Genomic DNA, 22,008 nt, shown 5'->3' with positions numbered 1-22,008 from the left:
TATATAAGCTAACGATTAACCATCAGATTAATGAACCAAGTTGTATTTATAGAATTAATAAATCCTTTCAAAGACAAAGTTTTTCGTCTGGCAAAAAGATTGCTTACCAGCACTGAAGAAGCAGAAGATGCAACTCAGGAAGTAATGGTAAAATTATGGAACAAAAAAGAGAATCTGCAAAGCTACAATAGCGTAGAAGCATTGGCCATGACGATGACTAAAAACTATTGTCTGGACCAGCTGAAATCTAAAAGAGCCAGTAATCTGCAAATTGTCCATAATAATTTTACCGATCGGCAGCCGCAATTGGATAAAAAATTAGAAGACCAAGACAGTTTAGAATGGGTCGAAAAAATTATAAACGAAATGCCCGAACAAATGCAGCTATTAATTCAGCTACGGGATGTGGAACAATATGAATTTGAAGAAATAGCCAAAATCGTAAATATGAACGAAACCGCAATACGAGTGGCACTTTCGAGAGCGAGAAAAAAAATTAGAGAATCAATGACAAATACACACCTTTATGGAACTAAATAAAATAGAAGAGATATTAGAAAAATACTTTCAGGGAGAAACTTCTATTGCTGAAGAAAATCAATTAAAAGAATACTTTTCTTCATCAAATGTTGCGCAGCATTTGGAGCAGTACAAACCTATGTTTGGCTATTTCTCTCAAGCAAAAGAACAGAAATCGACGTATGAGATTCCACTACAAACTAAGAAACGAAACGTAGCGTGGTTATCGATTGCAGCTTCTGCTGTTGTTTTGCTGGGCATCGGAACTTACTTTTTTGTTAGCGAAAAAAATGACACAACTGCAGTAGCTTCGCAAACAGAATTAGGAACTTACGATGATCCCGAAGAAGCCTTAAAAGCAACTCAAAAAGCTTTGGCTTTATTATCAAGCAATGTTAATGTAGGTATTGAAAGTGTACATTACATTAAAGAATACGAACAATCAAAAAACAAAATTTTTAAACAGTAAATTAAATCAAAAAATCATGAAAAATTTCATTATAACTTTAGTCTTCGCATTCGTTTCCACCGCTTTTTATGCACAAAGTGCTTTCGATAAATTTGATGGTCAGGATGATGTAACCTCAGTAATTGTAAACAAAAAAATGTTCGATTTAATGAGCAAAGTAAAAACTGATGCTTCTGATAAAGAAACTCAGCAATATATAGCTCTAATAAAAAAACTGGATTATTTAAAAGTGTTTACCACTAAAAATCCAAAAATCGAAGCCGACATGAAAGCTACTGCTGATAAATATGTAAAAACTGCCGGTTTGGAAGAATTAATGCGAGTAAATGATGGCGGAAAAAACGTTAGAATAATGGTAAAATCTGGCGCTACTGACACACAGATAAAAGAACTTTTAATGTATGTTGACGGTGCAAAAAACGATGAGACGGTTTTACTATCTTTAACTGGTAATTTTGACTTAAACGAAATCTCAGTATTAACAGATAAAATGCAGCTTCCTGGCGGTTCAGACTTAAAGAAAGCTTCTAAAGGCAAAAAATAAAAATGAGAACAAGTATCTTCATCATAGCACTTACAGCTCTTCTAACTTTGGGGAGCTGTAATTCTGAACCTTCACTGCAAAAGTATTTTGTTGAGAATTCAGAGAAAAAAGAATTTATTTCTTTAGATATTTCACCAAACATTTTAAATGTTGATCCAACAAAATTATCTGCAGAACAAAACGAAGCTTTAAACTCGTTTGACAAAATGAACATTCTGGCTTTTAAAGCCGATCAAAGCAATCAAGCGCAGTTTGAGACAGAAAGAACAAAGGTAAAAGCCATATTAAAAGATCCAAAATATCAAGAATTAATGAAATTTGGTTCTGGTAAAGATGGCGCTTCTGTAAGTTACGTTGGAAGTGACGACAACATCAAAGAATTTGTCATTTTTGCCAACAGAAAAGAAACTGGATTTGCAGTAGTTCGCGTGTTAGGAGAAGATATGAACCCGAATAATATTATGACTTTAATGTCTGTTCTGCAAAAATCTAAAATAGACATGGAACAGTTAAAACCTTTAGAACAACTGCTAAAAAAATAAAATACATCTTACTTTTTACAACGAGAAAAGCTCCAAATTTTGGAGCTTTTTCTTTTTACTTATTTGAGAGATTTTACTGAACAAAACAACTGCTATTTATTTTGTTCTGAATCTAATTTAATTATATTTGCTTCTTACCAAAATAATAAATTATGATACAAAAAACATCAAATGCCTTTATCGCGGCATCTTGGGTTGCTCTTGGAGCAGGAACAGTTGGCTTTATTGTTGGACTTGCCAGAGCTGAAATGCTATTAAACGAAAAAGGATATTATTTCACTGTTTTAATGTTCGGACTTTTTGCCGTTGTTTCACTGCAAAAAAGCGTAAGAGACCGATTAGAAAAACTTCCTGTTACTGATATTTATTACGGAATCTGCTGGTTTGGAACATTGCTTTCAATAGTTCTTTTAGTGGTTGGACTTTGGAATGCAACGATACTGCCAAGCGAAAAAGGATTTTATGCCTTTGCTTTTCTATTAGCACTATTTGGCGCTATTTCTGTTCAGAAAAATACTAGAGACAATATGAACTTTGGTCAAAACGAATAAGTTTTATAATTAAAATACTAAAGGGGCTGCTTCAAATACTGAGACAGCCCCTTTGTTATTTTACCCTTTTAATGAAACACAACTTTAGCTTTGTATTTTTATATCTAGCTTTCATTCCGTAGGAATGTCTCATCGGTAGAAAAAAAAACAGCCAACAGTAGTATTTACGTTCCGTAGAAACGTTTGATTATTGGGTTGTTTAAAAAATGATGTCAATACCAAACGTTCCTACGGAACGTAACAACGACAACAACACAATATTTCTACTACCAACAAAATGTTCCTACGGAACATCAAAACGTATAAAACAAAAAAAGCTACAATTTTCATTGGAGCTTTTCTTTTATACTAGAATTTGAGATTATTTACTCAAATACATTTTTCTTCTAGAGTACAATTCGTAGAATTGATCGTCTTTCAAGTCATCAATAAACAAGATGCTTTCTCCTGTCGATTTCATTTCTGGTCCTAACGCTTTGTTTACGTTCGGGAATTTGCTGAAAGAGAAAACTGGTTGTTTGATTGCGTATCCTTTTAATTGCGGGTTAAAATCAAAGTCAGTTACTTTATTGTGTCCTAACATTACTTTTGTAGCGTAGTTTACATAAGGTTCTCCGTAAGCTTTTGCAATAAACGGAACCGTTCTTGAAGCTCTTGGGTTTGCCTCGATAATATAAACTGTATCATCTTTAATCGCAAACTGGATATTGATTAATCCAACTGTTTTTAAAGCTCTCGCAATTTTATGCGTATGATCTTTAATTTGCTGCATTACAAACTCTCCTAAGTTAAAAGGAGGCAATGTTGCGTTACTATCTCCAGAGTGAACTCCACAAGGCTCAATGTGCTCCATAATTCCGATGATGTAAACATTTCCGTCAGCATCACAGATGGCATCAGCCTCAGCTTCGATTGCTCCAGCTAAGTAGTGATCTAGCAATAATTTGTTTCCTGGAATTGCTTTCAGCAAATCGATTACGTGCTCTTCAAGCTCTTTTTTGTTGATTACAATTTTCATTCCCTGACCTCCTAATACATAAGAAGGACGAATTAAAAGTGGAAAATCTAAAGTATCAGCCAATTTTGAAGCTTCATCAGCCGTTTCAGCGATTCCGAATCTTGGGAAAGGAATATGCAATTCAGTCAATAAGTCTGAGAATCTTCCTCTGTCCTCTGCTAAGTCAAGTGCGTCAAAACTAGTTCCGATGATTTTTACACCATATTTAGATAATTTATCTGCTAATTTAAGCGCTGTCTGACCTCCAAGCTGCACGATTACACCTTCTGGCTTCTCGTGTTGGATAATGTCATAAATATGCTCCCAGAAAACTGGCTCAAAGTATAATTTATCAGCCGTATCAAAGTCTGTAGAAACTGTTTCAGGATTACAGTTGATCATGATCGTTTCGTAACCACATTCTTTAGCTGCTAAAACTCCGTGTACACAAGAGTAATCAAACTCGATTCCTTGTCCAATTCTGTTTGGTCCAGAACCTAATACGATTACTTTCTTTTTATCTGTCAGGATACTTTCGTTATCTACGTAACGTTCTCCGTTTGCTTTTTCAATTTCTGCCTCAAAAGTTGAGTAGTAATAAGGTGTTTTAGCTTTAAACTCAGCCGCACAAGTATCTACTAATTTGAATACACGGTTGATGTTCATATCCATACGTAAAGCGTGAACTTCACTTTCCAAACAACTCATCATGTGAGCGATTTGTCTATCTGCAAAACCTTTCTGTTTTGCTTCAAGCAATAATTCTTTAGGAAGATTTGAAACTTTATAGTTTGAGATTTCTTTCTCTAAAGTATAAAGCTCTTCGTATTGTTTTAAGAACCACATATCGATTCTTGTAATTTCGTGAATGGTACTCAACGGAATTCCCATTGCGATTGCATCGTAAATTACGAAGACACGATCCCAGCTTGCATAAGTTAGTTTCTCGATAATTTGTTCGTAATTTTTGTATCCTTTTCCGTCAGCTCCTAAACCATTTCTCTTAATCTCAAGAGATTGAGTTGCTTTGTGAAGCGCTTCTTGGAATGAGCGTCCGATTCCCATAACCTCACCTACAGATTTCATCTGAAGTCCTAAAGTTCTGTCTGAACCTTCAAATTTGTCGAAGTTCCAACGTGGTATTTTTACGATTACATAATCTAAAGTTGGTTCGAAAAGAGCCGAAGTAGATTTTGTAATTTGGTTTTGCAATTCATCTAAGTTGTATCCTAAAGCTAGTTTAGAAGCAATTTTTGCAATTGGATATCCAGTTGCTTTTGATGCTAAAGCAGAAGAACGAGATACACGAGGGTTGATCTCGATAGCTACGATATCTTCCTTTTCGTCTGGCGAAACTGCGAATTGTACGTTACATCCTCCCGCAAAATTTCCGATACTTCTCATCATTAAGATAGCGTAGTCACGTAATTTTTGGAAAGTTGTATCAGATAATGTCATCGCTGGAGCTACTGTAATCGAATCTCCAGTGTGGATTCCCATTGGATCCATGTTTTCGATAGAACAGATAATTACAACGTTGTCATTTTTATCTCTTAAAAGTTCTAACTCGTACTCTTTCCATCCCATTAAAGCTTTATCGATCAAAACTTCATGAATTGGAGAAGCTTCAAGTCCGCGAGTTAAAAGCTCATCAAAATCTTCTTTTTTGTAAACTACCGCTGCTCCAGTTCCTCCAAGTGTAAACGAAGGACGAATTACAAGCGGGAAACCAAACTCCTGAGCAATTTCTTTTCCTTCTAAGTAAGAAGTAGCTGTTTTTGCAGGTGCAGTTGGCACATTAATTCTTTCTAAAAGCTGCTTAAACTGCTCTCTGTCTTCTGTGATATTAATTGCATTTACATCAACTCCGATTAATTTCACTCCGAAATCCTGCCAGATTCCTTTTTCCTCAGCTTCCAAACACAAGTTCAAAGCAGTTTGTCCTCCCATTGTTGGTAAAACTGCATCAATTTGCGGATGTTCCTTAAGAATTTCAATAATCGATTTTGTCGTTAAAGGTTTCAAATAAATATGATCGGCCATAGATGGGTCGGTCATAATCGTCGCTGGATTCGAGTTAATCAAGATAACCTCAATTCCTTCTTCACGAATCGAGCGTGCAGATTGAGATCCCGCATAATCGAATTCGCAAGCTTGGCCAATAACAATAGGTCCTGAACCTATTATTAAAACTGATTTTATTGATGTGTCTTTAGGCATTTTGTATGTATTGTGTAGTTATTTACGTTTTAAAAACCTCTCTAGTGCATTATAAACTAGAAAGTTGGATAAAATTTTACCGAAAAGGTATAAAAAAAGGCGATACTAAAAAAGTAATCGCCTTATGTATGTTTATACAAACATTATTTTTTGTGTCTAGGCTCGCTAGAAACAGTTAATTTATGTCTTCCTTTTGCTCTTCTACGCGCTAGAACTTTTCTTCCATTCGCAGAAGCCATTCTGTCCATAAATCCGTGCTTATTTCTTCTTTTTCTTTTCGATGGTTGAAATGTTCTTTTGCTCATTGCTTTGTATCTTTAAAAATGGTATCTATTAACTCGTTTATTTGGTTTTGGATATCGTTATTCAAAAACCGAGTGCAAATATACAAAGACTTTTTTTTCTGGCAAGCACTTTTATAAAAATATTTTTAATTCCTTTTACTATCTTTGCAATCACAAATTTACAATAATTATGTTTCACAAGAATATTAAACTTATTTTGGCCGGACTTCTTGTAGTGGCGGGCATTTGGCAATTTACAGAAAGTAATATCGGGAACGGAATATTCCTTATCTTATTGACTGCAATTCCAATTTTTCTTTATTTCAAAAACGAATTTATCCTTTTAGCTTTCCTTAAATTAAGAAAACAAGACTTCGCAGGGGCTAATAAATGGTTATCATATATCAAAAATCCAGAAGGTGCATTAGTAAGAAAACAACAAGGATACTTAAACTACTTGCAAGGTATCATGTTATCTCAAACGAATATCAACCAAGCTGAGAAACATTTCAAAAAAGCAATCGAACTTGGTTTATCAATGGATATGGATTTAGCTGTAGCTAAATTAAACCTTGCAGGAGTTGCCATGTCACGCAGAAGAAAATTGGAAGCGACTAATTTATTAAACGAAGCTAAAAAATTAGACAAACAAGGTATGCTAAAAGAGCAAATCTCTATGATGAAAGAGCAAATGAAGAAAATCTAAACTTCTTTAAATTACAATATTGAAATCCCAAATTCCAATGCGAGTTTGGGATTTTTCATTTTAGTCTGGTTGTCATCCTGAGCGAAGTCGAAAGACACGTAAGCAACTCGATAATGATTGTTTAACCTCATCGTTGTCTTTGCGACGAAAGCTCTATAAGAACCGCCTTTTTATTCGATCATTAATTTAAAACTTCATTAAATACCGAAACGCCCTTCACTCCTGCTTGTGAGCAGAAAATGAAAAGCGTTGCAGCCTTTTTTTGGCAATCTATTATTTAATTATACTTATCGCATAATTGCGGGCATAATGCCGCACTTTTGTTTGATCTTGAGAGAAAACATCCTCTCAGCTTTTTTTTTAACTAACCTACATTACAAACTATTAAAAACTATGGCTCGCCCGCCTCACCATCTTTTTTTGCTATACAACGTACAGCCAGTTTAGTATTATCAGCATTAGAATTCCAATTACTTGAATTCAAAGAAGTTACATACTTATTTGTATACAAAACATACGCCACAGTAGAGCTCCAATATGAAATAGGATAAGCAGTAGCAGCCTGATATAAAATATTAGGAGCTCCTTTAGCAGGCAACATTAGACTCTCGCCAATTCTAAGTCCACCACTTCCATTTATGTCTTTTGCACCTAACCACACATTCTTAGTGCTAACATTGTATTTTACTACCGCAGCCCATTCATCTTTTGTCGGTACACGATAACCTACAGGACATGGATCATTTACTGTTTTAACACCACTGCCGTTTCCCCAACCAGAACGACCAGAGAGACCAGGAGAAACAGTAGGACTTTTAGCTCCCTGATAATAGGAATCCCCCAGTAACGCAGATACAGGAGCAAAAGGATCTTTAGATTGATCAGCGCCTAGGTTATGACACATGAAATTTCTCCATTCTGTTGTTCCTGCGACATTAGTCAAGAATGCACCACAACAAGCACAGTCTTTAATTTGCACTGTTAGTTTTACTGCATTTTCTATCCCTGTTCCGTCAGTGTAAACTGCATATACATTCAGTTTAAGGGCATCTGCGGTTGCCAAGCCTTTGGCATAACCTTGCGAACCGCCTAATGCTGTTTTATATGTTACTATTACCGAATAACCATTAGTTTCAACTTTTTCAACAATTTTACCTGCACCTGCTGCACTTTCTATACATACAAAACGGACATTATTTACTGTACCGCTTGGTGTAAAAGTATAAGTATAAGTTTTAGTAAAATCTGCTTTTTGAGATAAACGAGATGGCACTGTACCACAGCCTAAAATATTATCATTACTCTCAGCAATATCAAAACAAGTCACGCCACTTAAAGTACCGCTTCCTACTTTCATATCTTCTGGATTTTCGTTTACTATAATTTTACTAGTTAGCGATGTTGCATATGGATTGCCTGTACAGCCATTCGTTACAATACAGTAAAAATAATATGTTCCCTTTGCAAGATCAGCTGTAGTATACGAAGTTCCACTGCCTACAAAAGTACCTCCTGTCGTACTGTCTGCACTATTACGGAACCACTGATACGTCTCTGAGTTAGTGTCGTTTACCGAAATATTTACAGTAACACTAGTTTTTGCCGTTATTGTCTGCGTAGCAGATATCGAAGCAATATCCGGTGTTGGACAGATATTATTCATGGTTACTTCCTTCTCTAATGTTTTTTCACCGCATTCATTTTTAGCGGTTACCGCAATTTTTACTTTTTGACCGTCAGTTCCCGTCTTTGGAAGGTCTATTGTTGCAGTTTTTCCACTAGCATTCGGAAGTTTAACTCCATCCATAGTCCAGGTATAAGAGGAATCATACGAATTAGTAAGGGTTACAGTAATCGATGAACCAAAAGATGCATTATCAGGAAAAGGCACGTTAGAATCCCACAAAATATTAGGCTCGCTTGAATTTCCTGAAATTGTTTTTTCTGTCATAAGGCTGATACAGCCAGTTGCATTTGTTATAGTAGCGCCGTACGTACCTTCAGAATCTACAACAAGTACGTTAGTGCTATTACTTAATGGAACACCATTTTTGTACCAGGTATAAGTCCCACTTTCTAAAATAGTTAAAGTTGCTTTACCTTTACAAAGCGTACTTGTGGTATTGATCGTTGGCTTGTCCGGAGTACTTCCGTTAATAACATCCATATCTAAAGCCTGCTGTTCAGCAGGACATTGCGCACCGCTGTCATCAGTTGCCACCATACGCAGTGATATTTTACTTTGTGAACCAGGCACTATAAATGGGCTGGCTGTTATTGGTTCATTACCATTGTACCATGTATAAACGATACCTGCCTGCTTATTAGCAATATTTAAATACAAAGCTCCGCCAGAACAGAATGCAGTAAATGTTTTTAATGGTTTTCCGTTTACAAGTACATCAGCATCAGGTAGACTTATCTGCCCGCCTGCTTCGCTTTTTGTTACCTGAATAATGTTAGATGGCGTAGAATAACATGCACCGTCTTTTACAGCTGCAAACCATTCCCCAACACTGCTATCACCGCTTATTTTTACAGATGAACCAGTTTTTTCTTCTTTACCGTTATGAAACCAAGCTATAGTGCCTGCATAATCTACCCAAAGTGTGACATCATTCGTACCGCAAAGCACACCGTTATTCGAAGCAAATGCCTTGAGAGTAACTGATGCTGTTGATCCGGATTCTGAAATATTACGCTCATTTGCCGCATTGGTATTACAGCCTACAGCTCCCATTGATATATTATAAATTCCTTTTTGATTCACGACAATATACGGAACTCCACGTGCTATCTCCTTATTGTTACGGGTCCAGATTAATTTATCAAGATTCGGTGTATTAACCGGAACTGATAAATACACTGCACCGCCTGCGCAATAGGTTAAAGATGCACCGGAAGGTGAAATATTTGGTGCACTATAAGGCATAGTACTGCAATCAACACCGTTTTGCGAGAATAAAAACTCTTTATACAAGTTAGTACAGGTACTTGTAACACGCACTAATACAATACGGCTATTTACGGACTCATTTATATTAAAATCAATTTTAAAAGTCCCATTGGTATTATCGACATCATTTAAAGATGCATAATCGCCGCCAGCCACGATACTAATATTAAATGGCCCGTTAGGACAGTCCGGATCATTAATTTCAAATTTTTGATCACAGCCGCTGCCGTCAGCCGCTACATCTATGCAAGGCTCTGGGCTAATTGTGGCCTGAGATGTTCCATCACACATACTTATCCAGCGTTTTTGGTTCCAATACTCCACACATTTAGTGTCGATATTATAAATGGTTAGGCCTTCGCCTTTAGTATTGCTCTGTACCGCAAATGCATTACGCTGTGCAGTTGTCATCTGAGGCAGTCTAAGTCCGCCTTTGTTAAGCAGTTCGAGCACTGAGAAAGGCTCGGGAGCTTTTTTGCCTCCTATGGTCATCTGGGCCTGCGTGGTTGCCGAAAAAAATATGGCCAGAAGGAGAAGCCACATACAAAATAGATTTTTCTTCATTTTTTAAATTGTTTAATTTTTTAAAATGGCACGCCCAATACCATTGCTCAAAAAGCAGCAGATTAAAAGGCATACGTTATAAATACCCTTATGGATACTCGTCTATAGTTGTGGTATTGTTGTGTGGAAAATAGGCGCTATTATTTTTTTTAATGGGCTTATGATTAAAGTTTTTGCCCGCTTTGCAATCTAACGCTTAATTTTAAGATATTTATCTTATAAGCCTTAAAGGCTTTAGTTTAACAGGAGTATGCAAATAACTCTAAATTTATTATCGCATCGTTTTTTGAATGAGAAGCTTAATAATCTCTTTACTTGCTTTTTCCATAGTACTGTAATCTTTCTTGATGCTGTCTGGCGTTATTCCCTGTACAGCTCCCTTTATGCTCTGACGTATATAATATTTTGAAACGCCATATTTTAAAAACAATGCCTCTAAAATAGTAGAATCATAGGATTTGTAAATTTTCTGCTTACTGTTATCCATTTTATTTATTTTCATTTGTTAATGATCTTAATTCTGCTCAGCCGGCACTACTGTAGTTTATGGGGATTTATTACAGTACTCCCTTTTACGTTTTCTTTTGAAATTCTTTGATTAATGCTTCACGATTTGCAATTATTTTAAGCAAAGCTTTTTTTGCAATTTCATCTCCACGAAAGAATCTCATTTTTGCTGCTGGGGCGTTAATGCCCATTACCTGACCAAGCAAAGTGTAATCACCATACAGCGTTTTTTCCTTAATCTGTTCGATTGTCATAACAAAAAGTTTATCTTTGATCGCTAAATAATACGCAAATATATACAAAATTCTGTATAAAAATACCTACAAAATACAAAGCTCTGTAATTTTCTCACAATGAATGATGTAACTTCAAGATTTTTAATTATTTACGAATATCTAAAAGAGACTAAGATTGTGTCAAATACAAAACACTTTGCAACAGAATTAAACATCAGTACCTCGCTTATTACAGAAATTTGTAAAAAAAGATCAAATGTGGGAATGGTTCCTATATCTAATCTATTAGCTAGGTATAAAGATATTGATGCCAACTGGCTTTTAACGGGTGAAGGATCTATGCTAAAGAGCAGCAGTATTACTGAAACCAATATTAATTACAAAGAACTAGCCGAAGCAAGACTTGAAATTATTACTCTTAAAGACGAAAAAATTGAGTGGCTTAGTAAGGAATTAAAAGAATTGAAAAATCTGTAGCGTTTGATATGTCATGCTGAAAAACAAAGGATCGTACTCTTAGGCCGACAAAGATTAATGATTCTCTGCACGGAGTTTCTAGTGCGATCCTTTGTCCCTCATAATGACAAAACTACATAGGTAAAGAATTGGAATTTATAATTTTTAAAATTGGAATTTAATCAAGTATAATCGAAGGCAAATTCTCATTCAGCCATTTATACTTATTAAGAATCATAATATGCGTTCCTCCTTTAACTAAAATGCATTTATCAATATATTTAATCGGAAAAACATCATCTTTATCTCCGTGAATGTGAACTACATTTTCGTCAATTTTATCTCGATCCCATAAAATTACACTTTCTACAGCCCATTGCAGATAACCTAAGTCACGGACAGATAAAAATTTCTCGTACAACTTAATTCTCTTATTGACTTTTTCTCCAAACGAAAATTTCGCCAGCTTCTCAATATTCAGAATCAGCTGCATCGGAATTAGTTTATAAGCTTTCGTAGACTTCCCTATTTTCATTCTTCTAGGAAATTCATGATTGCTTCTTACACTCGATATAATAATTACTTTTCGAGTTTTGATATGTTTCGAAATTTCCTGCACTAGGATTCCGCCAAAAGAAACTCCTATTAAAACCGGATTTTCGTGTTTTATATTTTTACTAATTCGAAGTGCATAATCTGATAAAGATTCTTTTGAATTTGGAATTTCCCATTCCAAAAGATGTGTCTCAAAAATAGTTTCATCCAATTTTATTCTTTCAAAAATAGACGAACTTGCTGCCAAACCTGGCATAAAATAAACTGGAATTTTACTCATAACATTAAAATGAAATTACCATTAGGATATTTATTCTAAAAAATAAAGTTACCTTTTTTTAATATCATGATAATCAAATTTCAGACCTATTTATTGCACCTCACGCAAAAAATCAAACTTCGAAACGATAACTTAAAGTTTACAGCTGCAAAAAATAATTTAATATTGAAAATCAAATGATTACCTTTGCATTTCGAAATATTTTTTGATTTTAAATCTTATAAAGAATTTTCTTTCAATACTTGTTTCGAGTCCCAAATTCACTATTTACCAATAACCTAACAAGAAATTACTATGGAAACATCTGTAACTATGGAAATCAAAGACAACACATTTGCACGCCAATTCGAAACTGTTATTCCTGAAGGAATGTTGGCAGTTGAGTATCAATTTCAAGAAAAGAAAATCTTTTTAACCAAAATCAACAAACCTGATTCTTTCGAGAACGAAGAAACGATCAACACTTTACTTAAAAACATACTAGAGTTAAGTTCTGAAAAAAATTACAGAGTAGTTCCTATCCATCCAAAGATTGTTTCGTTTTTCAAAAAAAATCCTAAATATAAAGAGCTACTTCCTCCAGGAATTAGAATCTAAAAATACCCAATAATTCGGAGCCACAATCCTCCTATTACCATATAAATAAAGAGCATAACCAAACCAGTTATAAGCCCTTTGACCCACCAGCTCTTTAGGTCAACGTAACCGCTCCCGAAAAACACAGGTGCCGGGCCATGACCATAATGAGTTAAAGTTCCGTAAAGAGATCCGACAAAACCAAGCATAAATGCTAGCAATAACCCCGGAATTCCGAGCGAAACACCAACACCAAGTAAAGCCGCATACATTGCTGCAACGTGTGCGGTTGCACTTGCAAAAAGATAATGGCTAAAGAAATACACTAATATAATAATCGGAAAAGCCATTTGCCAGCTTAATCCGCCAATTTCTGCTTTTACCAAATCGCTAAACCATGCGATAAAACCCAATTCGTTAAGCGAACTGGCCATCATTACCAGAACAGAAAACCACACAATAGTATCCCAAGCCCCTTTTTCGGCTTTTACATCATCCCAAGTCAATACCGACGTTAAAAGTAAAATTACCAATCCGATAAAAGCTGTTGTTGTTGCATCAATAGAAAGCAGATCTCCTGTCATCCAAAGGAAAAGCAGAATAAAAAATGTTAGCAGCATCATCCACTCATCTCTTGTTATGGCGCCCATTTCTTTCAATTTCTGCGTTGCAATCTGTGGAGCATCTCCCGTCTTTTTTAATTCTGGCGGATAAATTTTATACAGCACAAACGGAATGACAATAAAAGCACATAACCCCGGAACAATTGCCGCAGCCGCCCATGACATCCAGCTGATTTTTATACCTAAATTCAAAGCAAACTTCTGACACATCGGATTACTTGCCGTCCCTGTTAAAAACATAGAAGAAGCAATCAGATTCATATTATAACTATTCAAGGTCAAATAAGCCCCTAATTTTCTATGCGTTTCTGGCTTATCTGGCATTGAGCCAAAACTCATCGACATAGATTTCATAATCGGATAAACAATTCCTCCACCTCTAGCCGTATTACTTGGAACGGCAGGCGCTAAAACCAAATCTGCCAATCCTAAGCCATATGCTAATCCCAGAGAACTTTTTCCGAATATTTTTATGAATAAAAAAGCAATTCTATTTCCAAGACCTGTTTTTATAAATCCTCTTGCTATAAAAAATGAAATTCCAATCAGCCAGATTACTTTATCGCCAAATCCTTTTAGCGCTAATGTGATCGATTTTCCAGGATCTCCCGGAGCCAATACCTGAGACATTGCTGTCAAAGCGATTGCAATCATGCACATTGTTCCCATCGGAGCTGCTTTTAAGATGATTCCTAAAATAGTAGCTACGAAAATGGCAAATAAATGCCAAGCTTCTGTCACAACGCCTTCTGGAGCTGGAATAAACCAAATGGCAACTAAAACTGCCAGCGTAATTAAGGTCTGTGGAATTTTTACTTCTTTCATAAAAACAAAAATTAAGTGAATTAAATTCTAAGCTGTAACTGTATTAAAAACAGGTTATCATTGTAGGTTGATGTATCTGGGATACTTTTATCGAATCTGTCAATTTCAAATCCCATTTCGATACGGCCTGTATACGATTTTCCGAATTCTAAACTAACCATTGGCGTGTAAGTAGTGCGCACATTTGAATTGATTTTATAACTAGGATCGAAAGTTTCGTAACGACACGACAATTCAAGCGCTGTGAGTTTTTGATAATTTACAGTATATCTAAAGTTTGGCAGAAAATAAATGCCACGCATTTGATAATCGGCAACATTATCTGTCCGGCTTTCAACTGGCAGGGAATAGTACAAATTATGGTTTGTTCCTTGCTTATATTCTATCTGCAAATCAAAACTAAGTTTATCAGTCAATTTAAAATCACTGGTAAAATCTGCTCCAATTGCAAAAACATCTTCTTTAAAAACTTTTCCGAAGCCACCGTTTAAACCTAAATTAATCTCATACTCTTTTGACAAACCAAAAACCCATCTTGAAGAAAATTGTTTTCCGTTATCCTTATCCATTTCTTGGTTTTTCCCATTTCCATTTATTACCGAAACAGCATAATTTACAGGGATTTTCCCAATATCAAAAGCTCCCGTTGCCGATGCTCCAATTTGAAAACTCGTCCATCCATTTTTTCCAAATTCATAATACTGGTTCGAAAAATCGAAAGACTTAATAATATCTACCGGAACAAGCTCCTCAATACCAAAAGCAGGACGAAACTGCCCTCCTGTTAAGGCAATATATTTATTGAAAGTATATTTTCCGTAGGCATTTTCAAGAACTTTACCTTTTGTATCTGACTTAAAATCTGCCAAATTTACCAGAATTACAATTTCTGTTGTCTCGCTTAGTTTGGTATTTAGACCAACACGCATCCTCTTTATATCAAAAGAACTTTGTGTTGCATCTCCTGTTGAATGCTGAGTTCCTAAAACATCTACATTATCACCAAAACTTTCCAGATATCTCGCCTGAAGCAGTCCTTTTAACTGAAACTGCGGATATTTTACTTCTCCATTCTCCTTTTTATCAGTTTTATCGGTTTTATCGGCTCCTTGATTCAAATCGCCTTGGGCTTGTAAAAAAATTGGCGTTAAAAAAAAAAGAAAAAAAATTGGCATTAGTAGACTTTTACTCATAGGCTTAAAATAAATTGAAACATTAATGCTTATATAGCCAATTTAAAAATCAGCTCTTTATTCTTGAGATCAAAAGTTAACTGCTTGTAGTCAACACGGAATGGAAACACTAAAATAACAAAAAAAGATATTTTATGTAAAAAAAATTGCATTAAAATACTGTTATGGATTTTAAATAAAAAAAAGGGCATAAGATTAAAACTTATGCCCTTTTGAAATTTATGTTGAAAAATATTATTTCTCGATTTCTCTCATAGAATCCATTTTCTTATGCGCTAAGAAACCTGCAACATCTTCAAAATGTTCTTTTACTCGTTTATTTCCGAATTCGAAAACCTTAGTTGCTAATCCGTCAAGGAAATCACGATCGTGAGAAACCAAGATTAAAGTTCCGTCAAAATCTCTTAAAGCATCTTTAATAATGTCTTTAGTTTTCATATCCAAGTGATTCGAAGGCTCATCCAGAATCAATAAGTTAACAGGCTCCAACAACAATTTAATCATTGCCAAACGTGTTTTTTCTCCTCCAGAAAGCACTTTTACTTTTTTAGTAATATCGTCTCCTTGGAACATAAAAGCTCCTAAGATATTTTTAATCTGTGTTCTAATATCTCCAACTGCAATACTATCGATTGTTTCAAAAATAGTTGCATTCTCATCTAATAAAGCGGCTTGATTTTGAGCAAAATATCCGATTTGTGCATTATGTCCGATTTCAACGCTTCCAGAATCAACGCCAATTTCTTTCATGATCGCTTTAATCATGGTCGATTTACCTTCACCATTTTTTCCAACAAAAGCTACTTTTTGTCCACGCTCGATTACAATGTTTGCATCTTTAAATACAACATGATCTCCGTACGCTTTAGACATTTCTTTTACAATAACAGGATATTGACCAGAACGTGCCGCTGGTGGAAATTTTAAACGCAATGCAGATGTATCAACTTCATCAACCTCTACAATTTCAAGCTTCTCAAGCATTTTAACACGAGATTGAACTGCATCAGTCTTAGAAAATGTTCCTCTGAAACGTTCAATGAAAGCACGATTCTCAGCAATCATTTTTTGCTGTTCATCATACGCTTTCTGCTGGTGAATTCTACGATCTTTTCTTAATTCTAAGTAATGAGAATATTTTGCTTTGTAATCGTAAATTCTTCCCATCGTAACTTCGATAGTTCTATTTGTAATATTATCTACAAACGCTCTATCGTGCGAGATTACCACAACTGCTTTTGCCTGAGTCAATAAGAAATCTTCTAACCATTGGATACTCTCGATATCCATGTGGTTGGTAGGCTCATCCAGCAAAATCAAATCTGGTTTTCTCAACAAAATCTTAGCCAATTCGATACGCATTCTCCATCCTCCTGAAAATTCCGAAGTTTGACGTGCAAAATCTTCTCTTTCAAAACCTAAACCAACTAATATTTTCTCAACTTCTGCTTCGTAGTTCACTTCTTCAATAGCATAAAATTTCTCGCTTAAGTCAGAAACTCTTTCGATCAATTTCATGTATTCGTCACTTTCATAATCGGTACGAACAGTCAACTGTTCATTGATATCATCAATTTCAGATTTCATTTTAAAAATTTCACTGAAAGCTTTTGATGCTTCTTCCATAACCGTTGCACCGTCTTCAGTAAGCAAATGCTGTGGCAAATAAGCGATTACAGCCTCTTTTGGAGCAGAAATACTTCCAGTTGAAGGTTTGTTTGCACCAGCAATTATCTTTAAAAGTGTCGATTTTCCCGCACCATTTTTACCCATAAGGGCAATTTTATCATTTTCATTAATAGCAAAAGAAACATCGCTAAAAAGTGTAGTTCCACCAAATTGAACCGAAATATCGTTAACTGTAATCATTTGTGTTTGTGAATTTTATTTAATCGGTTAATCGTTTATCTGACTACCCATTTTTTTCGTGCTGCAAAGATAGATTTAATTAGATAATGTGCCAATTTGATAATTAGATAATTTTGAAAATGTGTCAATTAGATAATACACCTATTAAATAACACCTAAATTGCAATGAACAAAACCTCAATTGGTTTTACCGTATTTCAAAATTTTAGCCTTAACTTGTCCTATAATTTTAAAAATCAGTAAAATATGAGAACAAAATTAAAACTAGCTGTTTACATAATTGCAGGATTGCTGTTTGGTTTTTCTGCAAATGCTCAAAAAACTGTAATTAAAAAAGAAGCTTTACCAGGAAATGCTCAAACCTTCTTAAAAACCCATTTTGGATCTAAAAAACCGAGTTATATCTTAGAAGACAAAGAAATTCTTTCTACCGAATATAAAGTTCAGTTTGACAACAAGATTGAAATTGAATTTGACAAAAAAGGAAACTGGAAAGAAGTGGATGCTAAAACAGGAAAAATTCCAAAATCTATTATCCCGAAAAAAATTGCTTCTTATATAAAATCGAATTTCCCAAAAGAAGATGTAACCAAAATCGAACTTGGAAGTTCTGGCTACGAAACAAAATTAACCAATGGTTTAGAATTAAAATTCAACTTAAAAGGGGATTTTATCAAAATTGATAAATGAGAAAATGTGGCAATTTGATAATGTGGCAATTAGAAAATTATCAAAATCTTAAAATAACAAAACCCGACAGGTTTTAAAAACCTGTCGGGTTACAAAAATTATCTAATTTTCAAATTAACTAATTATCTCATTAGTCTTTTCTCCATTTTTTAGTTTCTTCAAAAATATGTTCCATAATTGCAGCTTCTGTTGCATCGAACTCAATATTTCTTCGGCTCATTACCAGCCTAGCTGTTTCAAAAGCTTTTTTAGTTACATAAGTTGTAAATCCTGCCGCACCTCCCCAAGAAAAACTTGGAACAAAGTTGCGAGGAAATCCGCTCCCGAAAATATTAGCGCTTACACCAACAACAGTTCCTGTATTAAACATCGTATTGATTCCGCATTTACTATGATCTCCCATCATTAAACCGCAAAACTGAAGTCCTGTTTTAGCAAAACCTTCTGTTTCATAGCTCCATAATTTTACTTCTTCGTAATTATTTTTTAGGTTTGAGTTATTAGAATCTGCCCCGATATTGCACCATTCTCCTAAAACAGAATCTCCTAAAAATCCTTCGTGCCCTTTATTTGAATTAGCAAAAAGCACTGAGTTTTTAACCTCACCTCCTATTCGGCTTCCAGGTCCAACAGTTGTTGCCCCATAAACTTTAGCCGACATTTTTACCATTGCATTTTCGCATAAAGCAAATGGCCCACGAATTACGGTTCCTTCCATAATTTCGGTATTCTTACCTATATATATAGGACCAGTTGATGCATTTAAAGTCACAAACTCCAATTTTGCTCCTTCTTCGATAAAAATATTCTCTGGCGACATTACATTAACGCTTTTAGGAATTGGCTGAGAGGTACGGTCTTCAGTCAGATATTTAAAATCCTGGCGAATTGCAGCATCATTCTTAGAGAAAATATCCCAAGTATGTTCTATCGTAATACAATCTTCGTTGTATTGAATAATTTCGTAAGAATCAAAATCGACTTCTTCCTGATTTTCACTTGCAAAAAATGCAATCACATCTTCACCTTTAAAGATTGCCTGATTTTCGGTCAAATTAGAAACCATCTCCGCAAGAGTATCATTTGGCAAATACGCTGCGTTGATCATTACATTTTCTTCCATTTCGACCATTGGAAATTTTTCAGACAAATATTCTTCGGTTATCGTAGTGATTGTAGAGCCTAAATATTTCTCCCATTTCTGGCGAATTGTCATAATTCCTACCAAAATATCAGCTACAGGCCGTGTAAAAGTAAAGGGTAATAAAGCATTCCGAACGGGACCGTCGAAAAGAATGTAGTTCATAAATAATTGAGTGTTTGTTAAAATTTGATTTGGTTACCTGGCTTCAAAGTTACAAATATTTATACGTTACATTAATCATGTTTATATGTAAATAGCCACGAATTCACAAATTTTTAAATTACTCTTAATCTTAGTTCAGCAAAATTAAGATTATTTGACAAGCTCAATAGTTTGATTTTTCAACCTTCAAGGGAAACATAACTAGCAGTTTCAACCACTGAAATGCAATATTTCTACAATACGTTCCCCGTGGTTGAAACCACGGGCTATTTAATTAAAGGAAAAATTATCTTTTTTAAATAGCATCAAAAACAATCTCATCTAAAAAACATAACCAGCGGTTTCAACCGCTGGAACGCAACATATTCGCAATACGTTTCCCGTCGTTGAAACCACGGGCTATATTAAAATCAAATTCCCTTCCTTTCAATTATCAAAAATCGGCGCATAAAAAAAAGCCTCCCAGAATTGGAAGGCTTTTGTATAATTTAAAACAGCTATTATTTTTTAGCGTGTTTAGCATATTTAGTTTTGAATTTATCAATACGTCCTGCAGTATCAATAAGTTTAGATTTACCAGTATAAAAAGGGTGAGATGTTCTAGAAATCTCCATTTTTACAACTGGATACTCAACTCCGTCAACTTCAATTGTTTCTTTTGTATCTGCAGTAGATTTAGTGATAAAAACGTCATCATTAGACATGTCTTTAAATGCAACTAATCTGTAATTTTCTGGGTGAACTCCTTTTTTCATCTTTTCTTTTTATTTATTGTTATAGAGCACTTTTATTTTGAAGCTTTTTCATGGTTAGAAAAAGGTATAAATAACCAATACTCTTTTTTGTTTAAAAATTTAATTATTTTTGAGTGTGCAAATTTACAATTCTTTTTTAATAAACAAACAGTTAGCCTACTTTTTTTTAGTTTATTTCGAAAAGCTTTTTTTATATCCGATTATAGTGGGAATTACTATATTTGTGGATTAATTAAATATAACTTTATGGATGTAAAAGTATCTCCTGCAAAGTCAGGCACGCCTTATGGTCTTTTGTTCGGTGTTATTATGATTTTAGAATTTGTTATCATGTACGTTATAGGCATGAAATCGCTAGTAAATACAAGCGTAGGAACAATTGTAAACATTGCAAATTATCTGATTTTGCCACTATTGTTTATATATTTAGGTTGCACAAATTACAAAAAAAATATAAACAATGGATTTATATCCTTCTCTGAGTCTTTAAAAACTGGCGTTTCTATTACAGTTATTGCTGGCTTAACATATGCCGTCTTTAGTGTTATTTTTAATTTCATTTTTCCTGATTTCATAAATGAAATGATGGATATCACCAAAGAACAAATGATTAAACAAAATCCAAATATAACATCAAAAGAACTTGAAATGGGACTTGGGATGGTTAAAAAATTCATGAATCCATTTATTGTTTTTCCAGTAACACTTGTTATGTATGCATTAATTGGATTAATATATTCCTTAATAATTGGAGGAATAGTAAAAAATGAAAAACCTTAAGTCCATAATAAAATATAAATGAATTTATCTATACTTATACCGCTTCTAAACGAGGAGGAATCACTTAAAGAACTCTATACTTGGATCATTAAAGTGATGCAGTCTAACAATTACTCTTATGAAATCATTTTTGTAGATGATGGTAGTACAGATAATTCTTGGCAGATTATTGAAGGTTTCTCTAACGAAAATCCAAATGTAAAAGGAATTCGTTTCATGAAAAACTTCGGAAAATCTCAGGCTTTACATGCTGGTTTTGCAAAAGCAAAAGGTGATGTTATCATTACAATGGATGCCGACTTGCAAGATAGCCCAGATGAAATTCCTGAATTGTACGAAATGATTACCGCTCAGAAATACGATTTGGTTTCGGGCTGGAAAAAGAAGCGTTACGATTCTGTCGTGGCCAAAAATCTTCCTTCAAAATTATTTAACTGGGCGGCTAGAAAAACTTCTGGCGTTGAGCTAAACGATTTTAACTGCGGATTGAAAGCCTACAAAAACGTAGTGGTCAAAAACATCGAAGTTTCTGGAGAAATGCACCGCTATATTCCTGTTTTGGCTAAAAATGCCGGATTCGGGAAAATCGGCGAAAAAGTGGTTATTCACCAAGCTAGAAAATATGGCGAAACTAAATTTGGAATGGAACGTTTTATAAACGGTTTTCTAGATTTAATTACTATCTGGTTTTTGTCAAGATTCGGAAAAAGACCAATGCACTTATTTGGCGCTATGGGCTCCTTAATGTTTATTATAGGATTTTTAGCAGCTGGGTACATTGGAATTTCTAAGCTATACCATATGTATACTGGAATGAAATACAGCTTGGTTACAAACAATCCATGGTTTTATATTGCTTTAACGACCATGATTCTTGGAACTCAGCTATTTTTAGCAGGATTCTTAGGGGAAATTATTTTAAGAACAAAAAATAACGAAGCAAGATATAAAGTAGCAAGAGAGGTTAATTTTTAAAAAAGCTTTTTCAACAATATTTTCATTAAG

22 protein-coding genes are annotated in these 22,008 nt (G+C 34.6%); 11 read left to right on the top strand and 11 right to left on the bottom strand.

Annotation, left to right across the window (positions count from 1 at the left end; translation table 11 throughout):
- Positions 1–30: 30 nt before the first annotated feature.
- From RB618_RS11685 to yiaA, 5 genes are all read left to right on the top strand, one after another.
- Positions 31–540, top strand: coding sequence for a sigma-70 family RNA polymerase sigma factor (locus tag RB618_RS11685; protein WP_308068871.1), 510 nt, complete (start codon positions 31–33; stop codon positions 538–540).
- The gene (locus RB618_RS11680; RefSeq protein ID WP_308068870.1) at positions 527–988 is read left to right on the top strand and encodes a hypothetical protein; all 462 of its coding nucleotides are present in this window, start codon (positions 527–529) and stop codon (positions 986–988) included. Before RB618_RS11685 ends, RB618_RS11680 begins: the two co-directional genes overlap by 14 nt.
- A gap of 16 nt (positions 989–1,004) precedes the next feature.
- Positions 1,005–1,532 carry a DUF4252 domain-containing protein gene (locus RB618_RS11675; RefSeq protein WP_308068869.1) on the top strand — a complete coding sequence of 176 codons (528 nt, stop codon included), beginning with the start codon at positions 1,005–1,007 and terminating at the stop codon, positions 1,530–1,532.
- 2 nt (positions 1,533–1,534) lie between these two features.
- Positions 1,535–2,074: a DUF4252 domain-containing protein gene (locus tag RB618_RS11670; RefSeq protein ID WP_308068868.1), complete on the top strand. Its 540-nt coding sequence runs from the start codon at positions 1,535–1,537 to the stop codon at positions 2,072–2,074.
- A 152-nt stretch (positions 2,075–2,226) separates the two neighbouring features.
- Complete coding sequence (gene yiaA, locus RB618_RS11665; protein WP_308068867.1) at positions 2,227–2,625, top strand: inner membrane protein YiaA; 399 nt, start codon at positions 2,227–2,229, stop codon at positions 2,623–2,625.
- Between the two features lie 361 nt (positions 2,626–2,986).
- Here the strand turns inward: yiaA and carB are convergent, their stop codons facing one another.
- Complete coding sequence (carB, locus tag RB618_RS11660) at positions 2,987–5,842, bottom strand: carbamoyl-phosphate synthase large subunit (protein ID WP_308068866.1); 2,856 nt, start codon at positions 5,840–5,842, stop codon at positions 2,987–2,989.
- 143 nt (positions 5,843–5,985) lie between these two features.
- Positions 5,986–6,147 (bottom strand): 50S ribosomal protein L34, encoded by a 162-nt coding sequence (rpmH, locus tag RB618_RS11655; RefSeq protein ID WP_008464848.1) that lies wholly within the window; start codon positions 6,145–6,147, stop codon positions 5,986–5,988.
- 169 nt (positions 6,148–6,316) lie between these two features.
- Between rpmH and RB618_RS11650 the strand changes: the two genes are divergently transcribed.
- Positions 6,317–6,832: a hypothetical protein gene (locus RB618_RS11650; protein ID WP_008464839.1), complete on the top strand. Its 516-nt coding sequence runs from the start codon at positions 6,317–6,319 to the stop codon at positions 6,830–6,832.
- 391 nt (positions 6,833–7,223) lie between these two features.
- Here RB618_RS11650 and RB618_RS11645 read toward each other — a convergent pair whose 3' ends face one another.
- The 3 genes from RB618_RS11645 to RB618_RS11635 all read right to left on the bottom strand — a co-directional run bounded on the left by RB618_RS11645 (position 7,224) and on the right by RB618_RS11635 (position 11,113).
- The gene (locus RB618_RS11645; RefSeq protein WP_308068865.1) at positions 7,224–10,352 is read right to left on the bottom strand and encodes a hypothetical protein; all 3,129 of its coding nucleotides are present in this window, start codon (positions 10,350–10,352) and stop codon (positions 7,224–7,226) included.
- A gap of 271 nt (positions 10,353–10,623) precedes the next feature.
- Positions 10,624–10,839: a hypothetical protein gene (locus RB618_RS11640; protein ID WP_308068864.1), complete on the bottom strand. Its 216-nt coding sequence runs from the start codon at positions 10,837–10,839 to the stop codon at positions 10,624–10,626.
- 85 nt (positions 10,840–10,924) lie between these two features.
- Positions 10,925–11,113, bottom strand: coding sequence for a hypothetical protein (locus RB618_RS11635; RefSeq protein WP_308068863.1), 189 nt, complete (start codon positions 11,111–11,113; stop codon positions 10,925–10,927).
- Between the two features lie 99 nt (positions 11,114–11,212).
- On the opposite strand from RB618_RS11635, the gene RB618_RS11630 reads away from it, so the two are divergent.
- Positions 11,213–11,572 (top strand): hypothetical protein, encoded by a 360-nt coding sequence (locus RB618_RS11630; protein ID WP_308068862.1) that lies wholly within the window; start codon positions 11,213–11,215, stop codon positions 11,570–11,572.
- A 157-nt stretch (positions 11,573–11,729) separates the two neighbouring features.
- Here RB618_RS11630 and RB618_RS11625 read toward each other — a convergent pair whose 3' ends face one another.
- On the bottom strand, positions 11,730–12,386 hold the full coding sequence (locus RB618_RS11625; RefSeq protein ID WP_308068861.1) for an alpha/beta hydrolase: 657 nt from the start codon (positions 12,384–12,386) through the stop codon (positions 11,730–11,732).
- Between the two features lie 294 nt (positions 12,387–12,680).
- On the opposite strand from RB618_RS11625, the gene RB618_RS11620 reads away from it, so the two are divergent.
- Entirely contained in the window at positions 12,681–12,983 is a 303-nt protein-coding gene (locus RB618_RS11620) for a GNAT family N-acetyltransferase (protein WP_239457909.1), read from the top strand.
- On the opposite strand, the gene RB618_RS11615 is transcribed toward RB618_RS11620, so the two are convergent.
- The 3 genes from RB618_RS11615 to RB618_RS11605 all read right to left on the bottom strand — a co-directional run bounded on the left by RB618_RS11615 (position 12,980) and on the right by RB618_RS11605 (position 17,472).
- On the bottom strand, positions 12,980–14,410 hold the full coding sequence (locus RB618_RS11615) for an anion permease (protein ID WP_308068860.1): 1,431 nt from the start codon (positions 14,408–14,410) through the stop codon (positions 12,980–12,982). The two genes, RB618_RS11620 and RB618_RS11615, sit on opposite strands and share 4 nt — an antisense overlap.
- A gap of 20 nt (positions 14,411–14,430) precedes the next feature.
- A complete protein-coding gene (locus RB618_RS11610) occupies positions 14,431–15,585 on the bottom strand; it encodes a porin (protein WP_308068859.1) in 1,155 nt (384 codons plus the stop codon).
- A gap of 252 nt (positions 15,586–15,837) precedes the next feature.
- A complete protein-coding gene (locus RB618_RS11605) occupies positions 15,838–17,472 on the bottom strand; it encodes an ABC-F family ATP-binding cassette domain-containing protein (RefSeq protein WP_308068858.1) in 1,635 nt (544 codons plus the stop codon).
- Between the two features lie 246 nt (positions 17,473–17,718).
- Between RB618_RS11605 and RB618_RS11600 the strand changes: the two genes are divergently transcribed.
- Positions 17,719–18,162: a PepSY-like domain-containing protein gene (locus RB618_RS11600; protein ID WP_308068857.1), complete on the top strand. Its 444-nt coding sequence runs from the start codon at positions 17,719–17,721 to the stop codon at positions 18,160–18,162.
- Positions 18,163–18,292: 130 nt separating this feature from the next.
- On the opposite strand, the gene RB618_RS11595 is transcribed toward RB618_RS11600, so the two are convergent.
- Together RB618_RS11595 and RB618_RS11590 are read right to left on the bottom strand one after the other, a co-directional pair.
- Positions 18,293–19,468, bottom strand: coding sequence for a GlmU family protein (locus tag RB618_RS11595; protein ID WP_308068856.1), 1,176 nt, complete (start codon positions 19,466–19,468; stop codon positions 18,293–18,295).
- Positions 19,469–19,968: 500 nt separating this feature from the next.
- Positions 19,969–20,223, bottom strand: coding sequence for a type B 50S ribosomal protein L31 (locus RB618_RS11590; protein ID WP_007804523.1), 255 nt, complete (start codon positions 20,221–20,223; stop codon positions 19,969–19,971).
- Between the two features lie 246 nt (positions 20,224–20,469).
- Between RB618_RS11590 and RB618_RS11585 the strand changes: the two genes are divergently transcribed.
- Together RB618_RS11585 and RB618_RS11580 are read left to right on the top strand one after the other, a co-directional pair.
- Positions 20,470–21,003, top strand: coding sequence for a DUF4199 domain-containing protein (locus tag RB618_RS11585; RefSeq protein WP_198858199.1), 534 nt, complete (start codon positions 20,470–20,472; stop codon positions 21,001–21,003).
- 18 nt (positions 21,004–21,021) lie between these two features.
- Positions 21,022–21,978, top strand: a complete 957-nt coding sequence (locus tag RB618_RS11580; RefSeq protein WP_308068855.1) for a glycosyltransferase family 2 protein — start codon at positions 21,022–21,024, stop codon at positions 21,976–21,978.
- Positions 21,979–22,008 lie beyond the last annotated feature (30 nt).

The organism is Flavobacterium sp. LHD-85, assembly GCF_030929595.1.
Classification (GTDB): Bacteria; Bacteroidota; Bacteroidia; order Flavobacteriales; family Flavobacteriaceae; genus Flavobacterium.
Note: the sequence above shows the minus strand (reverse complement) of the source record. Positions and strands in the feature narration are given on the sequence as shown.

Excerpts from the sequence above, each read along its gene's own strand:
- RB618_RS11685 (WP_308068871.1), top strand. The coding sequence starts at position 31 with ATGAACCAAGTTGTATTTATAGAATTAATAAATCCTTTCAAAGACAAA.
- RB618_RS11680 (WP_308068870.1), top strand. The coding sequence starts at position 527 with ATGGAACTAAATAAAATAGAAGAGATATTAGAAAAATACTTTCAGGGA.
- RB618_RS11675 (WP_308068869.1), top strand. The coding sequence starts at position 1,005 with ATGAAAAATTTCATTATAACTTTAGTCTTCGCATTCGTTTCCACCGCT.
- RB618_RS11670 (WP_308068868.1), top strand. The coding sequence starts at position 1,535 with ATGAGAACAAGTATCTTCATCATAGCACTTACAGCTCTTCTAACTTTG.
- yiaA (WP_308068867.1), top strand. The coding sequence starts at position 2,227 with ATGATACAAAAAACATCAAATGCCTTTATCGCGGCATCTTGGGTTGCT.
- carB (WP_308068866.1), bottom strand. The coding sequence starts at position 5,842 with ATGCCTAAAGACACATCAATAAAATCAGTTTTAATAATAGGTTCAGGA.
- rpmH (WP_008464848.1), bottom strand. The coding sequence starts at position 6,147 with ATGAGCAAAAGAACATTTCAACCATCGAAAAGAAAAAGAAGAAATAAG.
- RB618_RS11650 (WP_008464839.1), top strand. The coding sequence starts at position 6,317 with ATGTTTCACAAGAATATTAAACTTATTTTGGCCGGACTTCTTGTAGTG.
- RB618_RS11645 (WP_308068865.1), bottom strand. The coding sequence starts at position 10,352 with ATGAAGAAAAATCTATTTTGTATGTGGCTTCTCCTTCTGGCCATATTT.
- RB618_RS11640 (WP_308068864.1), bottom strand. The coding sequence starts at position 10,839 with ATGGATAACAGTAAGCAGAAAATTTACAAATCCTATGATTCTACTATT.
- RB618_RS11635 (WP_308068863.1), bottom strand. The coding sequence starts at position 11,113 with ATGACAATCGAACAGATTAAGGAAAAAACGCTGTATGGTGATTACACT.
- RB618_RS11630 (WP_308068862.1), top strand. The coding sequence starts at position 11,213 with ATGAATGATGTAACTTCAAGATTTTTAATTATTTACGAATATCTAAAA.
- RB618_RS11625 (WP_308068861.1), bottom strand. The coding sequence starts at position 12,386 with ATGAGTAAAATTCCAGTTTATTTTATGCCAGGTTTGGCAGCAAGTTCG.
- RB618_RS11620 (WP_239457909.1), top strand. The coding sequence starts at position 12,681 with ATGGAAACATCTGTAACTATGGAAATCAAAGACAACACATTTGCACGC.
- RB618_RS11615 (WP_308068860.1), bottom strand. The coding sequence starts at position 14,410 with ATGAAAGAAGTAAAAATTCCACAGACCTTAATTACGCTGGCAGTTTTA.
- RB618_RS11610 (WP_308068859.1), bottom strand. The coding sequence starts at position 15,585 with ATGCCAATTTTTTTTCTTTTTTTTTTAACGCCAATTTTTTTACAAGCC.
- RB618_RS11605 (WP_308068858.1), bottom strand. The coding sequence starts at position 17,472 with ATGATTACAGTTAACGATATTTCGGTTCAATTTGGTGGAACTACACTT.
- RB618_RS11600 (WP_308068857.1), top strand. The coding sequence starts at position 17,719 with ATGAGAACAAAATTAAAACTAGCTGTTTACATAATTGCAGGATTGCTG.
- RB618_RS11595 (WP_308068856.1), bottom strand. The coding sequence starts at position 19,468 with ATGAACTACATTCTTTTCGACGGTCCCGTTCGGAATGCTTTATTACCC.
- RB618_RS11590 (WP_007804523.1), bottom strand. The coding sequence starts at position 20,223 with ATGAAAAAAGGAGTTCACCCAGAAAATTACAGATTAGTTGCATTTAAA.
- RB618_RS11585 (WP_198858199.1), top strand. The coding sequence starts at position 20,470 with ATGGATGTAAAAGTATCTCCTGCAAAGTCAGGCACGCCTTATGGTCTT.
- RB618_RS11580 (WP_308068855.1), top strand. The coding sequence starts at position 21,022 with ATGAATTTATCTATACTTATACCGCTTCTAAACGAGGAGGAATCACTT.